This window comes from Streptomyces sp. NRRL WC-3549 (assembly GCF_000721935.1).
GTDB lineage: Bacteria > Actinomycetota > Actinomycetes > Streptomycetales > Streptomycetaceae > Streptomyces.
Genome location: NZ_KL585381.1, coordinates 134,842 through 143,051, shown reverse-complemented (window position 1 = coordinate 143,051; position 8,210 = coordinate 134,842). Strand labels below are relative to the sequence as shown.

General features: G+C 70.8%; 7 protein-coding genes. All 7 read right to left on the bottom strand.

The features are described 5' to 3' along the window. Positions 1-20: 20 nt before the first annotated feature. Entirely contained in the window at positions 21-836 is an 816-nt protein-coding gene (locus tag IH13_RS0100905; protein ID WP_031080146.1) for an HAD family hydrolase, read from the bottom strand. Further along, positions 833-2,110, bottom strand: a complete 1,278-nt coding sequence (serS, locus tag IH13_RS0100900; RefSeq protein ID WP_031080144.1) for a serine--tRNA ligase — start codon at positions 2,108-2,110, stop codon at positions 833-835. Before serS ends, IH13_RS0100905 begins: the two co-directional genes overlap by 4 nt. 658 nt (positions 2,111-2,768) lie before the next feature. After that, positions 2,769-3,704 carry a prephenate dehydratase gene (pheA, locus tag IH13_RS0100895; RefSeq protein WP_031080142.1) on the bottom strand — a complete coding sequence of 312 codons (936 nt, stop codon included), beginning with the start codon at positions 3,702-3,704 and terminating at the stop codon, positions 2,769-2,771. A 57-nt stretch (positions 3,705-3,761) separates the two neighbouring features. Then, a complete protein-coding gene (gene efeB / locus IH13_RS0100890) occupies positions 3,762-5,069 on the bottom strand; it encodes an iron uptake transporter deferrochelatase/peroxidase subunit (RefSeq protein WP_031080140.1) in 1,308 nt (435 codons plus the stop codon). Positions 5,070-5,074: 5 nt separating this feature from the next. Continuing rightward, positions 5,075-7,153: a copper resistance CopC/CopD family protein gene (locus tag IH13_RS0100885; protein ID WP_031080138.1), complete on the bottom strand. Its 2,079-nt coding sequence runs from the start codon at positions 7,151-7,153 to the stop codon at positions 5,075-5,077. Positions 7,154-7,167: 14 nt separating this feature from the next. Next, positions 7,168-7,611 carry a copper chaperone PCu(A)C gene (locus tag IH13_RS0100875; protein WP_031080136.1) on the bottom strand — a complete coding sequence of 148 codons (444 nt, stop codon included), beginning with the start codon at positions 7,609-7,611 and terminating at the stop codon, positions 7,168-7,170. Next, the coding region (locus IH13_RS0100870) for an SCO family protein (protein ID WP_031080134.1) at positions 7,608-8,210 on the bottom strand (603 nt) is incomplete at its 5' end. The genes IH13_RS0100870 and IH13_RS0100875, both read right to left, overlap by 4 nt.

Genomic DNA, 8,210 nt, shown 5'->3' with positions numbered 1-8,210 from the left:
AGACGGAACCGGCCCCCGCCTCACCGGCGGGGCGGCGTCCGGAGCAGGTCCTCCAGCACCACGGCGATGCCGTCGTCCTCGTTGGACGCGGTGACCTGGTGGGCCACGGCCTTCAGCTCCTCGTGGGCGTTGGCCATGGCCACGCCGTGCCGGGCCCAGCCGAACATGGGTATGTCGTTCGGCATGTCACCGAAGGCCAGCGTGTCCGCGGCCTTCAGTCCCAGGCGGCGGGCGGCCAGCGAGAGACCGGTCGCCTTGCTCAGGCCCAGGGGCAGGATTTCGACCACGCCCGGGCCCGCCATCACCACGTCCACCAGGCTGCCGACCGCCTCCCGGGCGGCCTTGGCCAGGGCGTCGTCGCTCAGCTCCGGATGCTGGACGTAGACCTTGTTCAGCGGGGCGGACCACATCTCGGCGGGGTCGTCCACGAAGAGGGCCGGCAGCGGCCCCTCCTGTACCCGGTAGCCGGGACCGACCAGCACCTCGCCGTCGAGGCCGTCACGGCTCGCGGCCAGCGCCAGGGGGCCGACCTCCGCCTCGATCCGGGACAGCGCGAGCCCGGCCAGTCGGCGGTCCAGGGTCAGGGAGGTCAGCAGCCGGTGCTCTCCGGCGTGGTAGACCTGCGCACCCTGACCGCACACCGCCAGACCGTCGTACCCCAGGTCGTCCAGGATGTGCTTGGTCCAGGGAACGGCGCGGCCGGTGACGACGATGTGCGCGGCACCGGCCGCGGTCACCGCGGCCAGCGCCTCACGGGTGCGACCGGAGACCGTGTGGTCGTCACGGAGCAGCGTGCCGTCCAGGTCGGTCGCGACGAGCTTGTAGGGGAAATTCACTGGGAGACCGGCTCCAGGACCTCGCGGCCGCCCAGGTACGGCCGGAGGACCTCCGGTACCCGCACCGAGCCGTCGGCCAGCTGGTGGTTCTCCAGGATCGCCACGATCGTGCGCGGCACGGCGCAGAGGGTGCCGTTCAGCGTGGCGAGCGGCTGCACCTTCTTCCCGTCGCGCATGCGGACCGAGAGCCGGCGGGCCTGGAAGCCGTCGCAGTTCGACGCGGACGTCAGCTCGCGGTACTTGCCCTGGGTGGGGATCCACGCCTCGCAGTCGAACTTGCGGGAGGCCGAGGCGCCGAGGTCACCGGTGGCGACGTCGATCACCTGGAACGGCAGCTCCAGCGCGGTGAGCCACTGCTTCTCCCAGTCCAGGAGCCTGCGGTGCTCGGCCTCGGCGTCCGCCGGGTCGACGTACGAGAACATCTCGACCTTGTCGAACTGGTGGACGCGGAAGATGCCCCGGGTGTCCTTGCCGTACGTACCGGCCTCGCGGCGGAAGCACGGCGAGAAACCGGCGTACCGCAGCGGCAGCTTGTCGGCGTCGATGATCTCGTCCATGTGGTACGCCGCGAGCGGGACCTCGGAGGTGCCGACCAGGTAGTAGTCGTCCTTCTCCAGGTGGTACACGTTCTCCGCGGCCTGGCCCAGGAAGCCCGTGCCCTCCATGGCGCGGGGACGCACCAGCGCCGGCGTCAGCATCGGGACGAAACCGGCCTCGGTCGCCTGCGCGATGGCGGCGTTGACCAGGGCGAGCTCCAGGAGCGCGCCGACACCCGTCAGGTAGTAGAAGCGCGAACCGGACACCTTGGCGCCGCGCTCCATGTCGATGGCGCCGAGCGCCTCGCCGAGCTCCAGGTGGTCCTTGGGCTCGAAGCCCTCGGCACCGAAGTCACGGATCGTGCCGTGTGTCTCCAGGACGACGAAGTCCTCCTCGCCACCGACCGGTACGTCCTCGTGGACGAGGTTGCCGAGCAGGAGGAGCAACCGCTTGGCCTCGGCGTCGGCCTCGTCCCGGGCCGCGTCGGCCGCCTTCACCTCGGTCTTCAGCTGGTCGGCCTTCTTCAGGAGCTCGGTGCGCTCCTCGGGGGTGGCCTTGGGGATCAGCTTGCCGAGCGACTTCTGCTCGGAGCGGAGTTCGTCGAAGCGGACGCCGGACGACCTGCGCAGCTCGTCGGCGGAGAGCAGGGCGTCGACGAGCGCGACGTCCTCTCCACGGGCGCGCTGGGAGGCGCGAACACGGTCGGGGTCCTCACGGAGCAGGCGAAGGTCAATCACCCCTCAAGGCTACCGGTGCGGGCGTCCGGGCCTCGAACCGATATCAACAGCCTGAGCGTTTTGCCGGAATTGCCGGAATGGGTAATCCGGCGGGGAATCGCACGGGCGGGGTGACGGGCGCCACTCCTGATAAAGGAGGTGCAATGCCGTGAAAAGGGGCCAAGTCCTCCCGCTGTTCAGGAGGCCGCCGGGCGCCGTCGGCGTTCTGCCGTTGTATCGGCGGTGCGAGAGGCGGGAGTTGGGGGCCCGGGAGTGCGCTGTTGTCCACAGGAGGTGGCGGTCGGCTTTAGTTATCCACAGGCTGTGAGGAAGTTCTGTGGATACCTGAAGGGCGCGTTCCGAAACGAGTGCGATCCCCCTGGGTTCGTCGCCCAAACCTGATTTCCACGCTCATTCGAGTGGGAATTCCTCGCCCTAAAGAGTTGATCAACGGAATTCGGGTGACATGGGCGAGGGTGTACGCCTGTGCGCGACCCTGGGGCAGTAGGGCGATTTGTCGATGATGCGGCTTTGCGTTGTCGACTTGTCCCCAGGCGGAATCGAGGCCTGTGGATAACTTGTGCTCCCTCGGCGCTTCCGGCCCACAGCAGCACTCGTGCCCGGCCTGAGGCCCCCGCCCCGCCGTTGCGGTGGTCCCTACGGCCGGGCCCCCGGCCGCTCAGACCCGGCCGTCCTGACTGCGGGCCAGCCAGTCGGACGCCTCCGTGAAATCCTGGTCCGAGGTCCCGGTGCGCAGGGGCCTCACCTCGTCGGGGGTGACCCCCGCCCTCGGGTAGGAACCCAGGAATCGCACATTCGGGCAGATCCTCTTCAGCCCCATCAGGGCCTCACCGACCCGGCGGTCCGCGATGTGTCCTTCGGCGTCCACGGCGAAACAGTAGTTCCCGATCCCTTCCCCGGTGGGCCGCGACTGGATCAGCATCAGGTTGACCCCGCGCACCGCGAATTCCTGGAGGAGTTCGAGCAGGGCGCCCGGGTGGTCCTCGCCGAGCCAGATGACGACGGACGTCTTGTCCGCTCCGGTCGGTGCCGAGGGCCTGGCCGGCCGCCCCACCAGGACGAAGCGGGTCTGCGCGTTCGCCGCGTCGTGGATCTCCGTCACGAGCGGTACCAGCCCGTACGTCGCGGCGGCGAACTCACCGGCGAAGGCGGCGTCGAAACGGCCCTCCTGGACGAGCCGGGCGCCGTCCGCGTTCGACGCGGAGGACTCCCACACCGCGTTCGGCAGGTGGGCGGCCATCCAGTTGCGCACCTGCGGCTGGGCCGCCGGGTGGGCGGTGACGGTCTTGATGTCGGACAGTTCGGTACCGGGCCGCACCAACAGCGCGAAGGTGATGGAGAGCAGCACCTCGCGGTAGATCATGAGCGGAGCGCCTGTGGTCAACTCGTCGAGCGTCGCGGTGATTCCGCCCTCGACGGAGTTCTCGATGGGGACGAGCGCCGCCGCCGCCTCCCCGCTGCGCACCGCGTCCAAGGCGGCCGGGACGGAGACCATCGGGACGAGCTCGCGGGTGGCAGCTTCCGGGAGCGTGCGGAGGGCCACCTCGGTGAAGGTGCCCTCGGGACCGAGATAGGCGTAACGCGTGGCTGACATACGGTCACCCTAGTGGGCTCACGGGGGAGGGCAGGACCGTTGCGGAGTCCGTCCCGCTCAGGCTTCGAGCAGCCGTTGCCCGACGTACTCCCCGGGTGCGATGCCTCCCGGAACCGCGAAGAGGCCGCTCGCCTCGTGCCGGAGGAAGGGGGAGAGCGCGTCCCCCCGGTCGAGCTTGCGCTGCACCGGAACGAAGCCTCTGAAGGGGTCCGCCTGCCAGCAGATGAACAGCAGCCCGGCGTCCGGGGAGCCGTCGTCCGTGAGGCCGTCGTGGTAGGAGAAGGGCCGCCGCAGCATGGCGGCGCCCCCGTTCTTCTCCGGCGAGGAGATCCGGGCGTGGGCGTTGTCGGGGATCAGCAGCTTGCCGTCCGGCCCCGCCTTGTCCAGGTCCATCTCCGTCGTCTCGGTCCCGCCGCTCAGCGGCGCTCCGTCCGCCTTGCGCCGCCCGATGACCTGCTCCTGCCGGGCGACGGTGAGTTCCTCCCAGTCGTCGAGGAGCATCCTGATCCGCCGCACGACGGCGTACGAGCCGCCCTCCAGCCAGGCGTACGCGGGGTCGCCCGCCGGTACGAAGACCCGCTGTTCGAAGTCGCTCTCCTCCGGCTCCGGGTTGCCGGTCCCGTCGACCTGGCCCATCAGGTTCCGAGCGGTCATCGGCCTGGCCGTCGCGCCCGGGGTCCGGTTGAAGCCGTTCATCTGCCACCGCACCCGGGCCGCCGCCCCGGCCTCCTTCTGCACCGCGCGCAGGGCGTGGAACGCCACGAGCGCGTCGTCGGAGCCGATCTGTACCCAGACATCGCCGTCGGACCGCTTGGCGTCGAGGTGATCGGAGGAGAAGGCCGGCAGCGGATCGAGCCCGGGCGGGCGGTGGGCGACCAGGCCCGTCCGGTCGAAGAAGGTACGGCCGAATCCGAAGGTGACGGTCAGCGAGGACGGCCCGGCGTCGAGCGCCACACCGGTGTCCTGCCCGGCGCCGTCGCCGGTGGGACGGCCCGCCATCAGCCGTTCGGCCACCGCGGACCAACGGCGCATCAGGGCCGCCGCCTCCTTCCGCCCCGCCCCGGGAGCCAGATCGAAGGCGATCAGATGCCCACGGGCCTGAAGCGGGGTGAGGATCCCCGGTTGATGTTTCCCGTGAAACATCACCTCGGTCGAGCCGATCGTGGTCAGCGCGGTCGGTTCGGCGTCCCGCGTGGCGGCATAACCCCCTGCGCCGCCCGCCGCGCCGAGCACCAGCCCGGCCGCCCCCGCCGCCCCGGCGCCACCGATCAGTCTCCGCCGGGAGAGGCCCCCGCCGGAATCCGGGGTCACGGCGTCCTGCTGGGCGGTGCTTCGAGGGGCGTTCGCCTTGTTCTTCGTGCTCACCTTGGTCAGCCGATCTTCACGTTCTTGTCGATGGTCGTCTGGTCGATGTCCGACGTACGCACGGTCACCGCGAGCTTCCATTCGCCCGCCATCGGGATCTGTACGCCGCTCGCCGTCCAGTGCCCCGCGGCCAGGTGGTCGGGGACGACGGGCAGCGGGCCGATGTCCTCGGACTCAAGGGTGAAGGCCAGCTTCACCTCGGGTACGTCCATGGGGCCGTCCGGTCCGTCGATCCAGAGGTGCACGTCATTGGCACCGGTCCCGCCAGGGGTGATGGCGAGCCGGACGGTTCCCTTGCCGTCTACGCCGCCCGTGTCGAACGGCAGGCTCAGACCGACCTCCCCGCCCGCCGCCGGCGCGGTGACCGCTGCGGTGCTGCGGGCCGCTTCCTCCTCGGTCCGCCCCGGCTCGGTGGCCGTCAGGATCGTCGTGACCGCGAGCAGCACGACGGCGATGCCGGTCTCCAGCAGGACGGAGCGGCGCAGACCGGAGCGCTCGGGATCGGCGTCGCGGTCCCGCTTCTCCCGGGTGGCCGTCAGGGCGGCTCGCTGCCGGGCGAGTTGGGCGGCACGCTGCGGATCCGGCCCGGCGGCGTCGGTGGTCCTGGTGGTGCCGGTGGTCTCGGCGGCGTCGGGGGCCGTGGTGATCTCAAGGGTCCGCGAACCGCTCGCGTCACCGGAGCCGTCCGTACCGCCGGAGCCGTCCGTCCTGCCCGTGTCACCGGAGCCGTCCGTACCGCCAGGTCCGTCCGTCTCGCCCGCGTGGTCCGAGCCGCCCGTACTCTCCGTGCCCTCCGGGGCGCTCGTCGTCTGCTCCCCGTTCTCCGTCAGACGCCCCGTCCACCGCCGGGAGAACCACGCGACCCCGAGGAGCAGCGCGACCAGGCCCACCTTCAGGAGCAGCAGCTGTCCGTACCGGGTGCCGGTCAGCGCGGACCACGTCCCCACCTGGCGCCACGACTGGTAGAGGCCGGTCCCGGCCAGGACGACCACACTGCCGAACGCGACCCGTGAGAAGCGCCGCACCGCGTCGGCCGTGATGTGGGGCGTTCGGTACAGGGCGACCAGCAGGGCTGCCAGGCCGCCCAGCCAGGCGGCGACGGCGAGCAGATGAGCGATGTCCACCGGCATCGCGATGCCCGGCTGGATGCCGGTCGAGGCGTGCTCGGCCAGGGCCCAGGTGCCCGCGATGCCGATGGCGATCACGGCGCCGCCGATGGCCAGTCCGAACGTGAGGTCCTGCTTCTCCCTCTCGTCCTCGCGTTTGGCGTACGCCCCGAAGAGGACCGCGACGAAGAGCGCGGAGGCGCCGAGGAGCAGCAGCCGGGACACCAGGGCCGCCCCCGGCTTGGTGTCGAGGGCGGCCTGCAAGCCGTCCAGGTCGAAGGCGTCCGCGAGCTTCCCGGAGCCGGTGTAGGGGTTGCGCAGGAGCAGCATGACCAGGGTGGCGGTGGTGAGCGTGACCCAGCCGCGTACGACGAGGCGCTGCAGCGGCCGTGCTCCCGCCCCGCGCTGCCAGCAGGCGAGGACGAAGGCGGATCCGCCGGCGAGCAGGATGAACCCGGCGTACGCGGTGTAGCGCGCGATGTCGTAGAGGGTGCCGACGAGACCACCGCCCGCACTGGCGGAGGGGAGCGTGACCGTGGTCTCCGAGGGCGCGCCGACGGAGAAGGTGAAGGCCCCGGCGACCGGGTGGCTGTCCGCGGAGACCGCCTGCCAGGCGACGGTGTAGGTACCGTCCGGCAGACCGCTGTGGAGGGTGACGCCGTACCGCACGGGGCCGCCGTCCGTCAGGTCGCGGGGCCCGCCGGTGTCGGCCCGTTCGCCGCTGGGGTCGAGGATCCTGATCGAGTCGTCGCCGACGGCGATCTCCTCGGAGAAGGTGAGGGTGACCTCCTTCGGGGCGGTGGCGACCACCGACCCGTCCTGCGGGTCGCTCCCCGTGAGCGCGGCGTGCGCGGACGCCGGGCTCGCGCCGGCCAGCACCAGGCCGAACAGCAGGCTGATCAGCGTGGTGAGGAGCGCGGCCGCGGTGAGCGGCCGTCGTGTCGGGGAGTGTCCGAAGTGCGGGGCGGTGGCCGTCATGGGGTGTCAGTACCTCACTGCTTCTTCGGGTTGTAGGTGGTCTCCTTGACGGGCACGTCGACCGAGATCGCGCCGGCCTTCTCGAAGTGGAGCTTCACCGAGACCGTGTCCCCTTGCCGGGGGCGCTTCTTGAGGTCGGCGAACATGATGTGGCCACCCCCTCGTTCGAGGTCGAGCTCACCGCCCGCAGGCACCTCGAAGGAGGAGACCATCCGCATGGCCTGGTTCTTCGTCTCGTGGATGGTGACGTGGTCGGAGAGCGAACTGGTCACCGAGGTGAGCCGGTCGGAGCCTCCGCTGTTCTTCACGACGAGGAAGCCGGCCGCCATGTCGCTCACGGGCTGCGGCATGAACGCGCCGGTGACCTCCAGTGCGGGCGCCTCGTCCGAGGAGCACCCCGTCAGCGCCAGCCCGGTGGTGAGGGCCAGGGCGCCCAGGAGGGGAGTGCGGTGGTTCACGGGTTCTCCCCCTTGATGAGCTTGGGGAGGTCCTTGGTGTAGTCATCGGCCGTGGTGTCCTCGCTGTAGAGCACGTATCCCGCGTCGGTCTTCGGCGAGAACGCGATGACCTGGGAGCCGTGCATGGAGACGACGGTGCCGTCCTTCTCCTTCTTCGGTGCGTCGATCCCGATGCCGATCTGCCGTGCTCCCGCCTGGATGGCCGGGAAGTCGCCGGTGAGGCCGGTGAAGTCGGGGTCCTGGGCGTTGAGCCAGCTGCCCAGGGACGCCGGGGTGTCCCGCTCGGGGTCGGTCGTGACGAAGACGACCTGCAGCTTGTCCTGGTCGGCCTTGGGCAGGGCCCGCTTGGCGAGGGCGATGTTGCTCATGGTCAGCGGGCACACGTCGGGGCAGTTGGTGTAGCCGAAGTAGATGAGCGTCGGCTTGCCCTTGGTCTTCTCCCGCAGGTCGAAGGACTTGCCGTGCGTGTCGGTGAGGACGAGGTCGGGCTTGGTGAACGGTTGGTCGAGCACCGTCGCGGCCTGGGTCTTCGCCGGGGCGGAGACGTCGGCGACCGCTGAGTCGGACGAGTCCGACGAGCCGTCGCCGCAGGCGGGCAG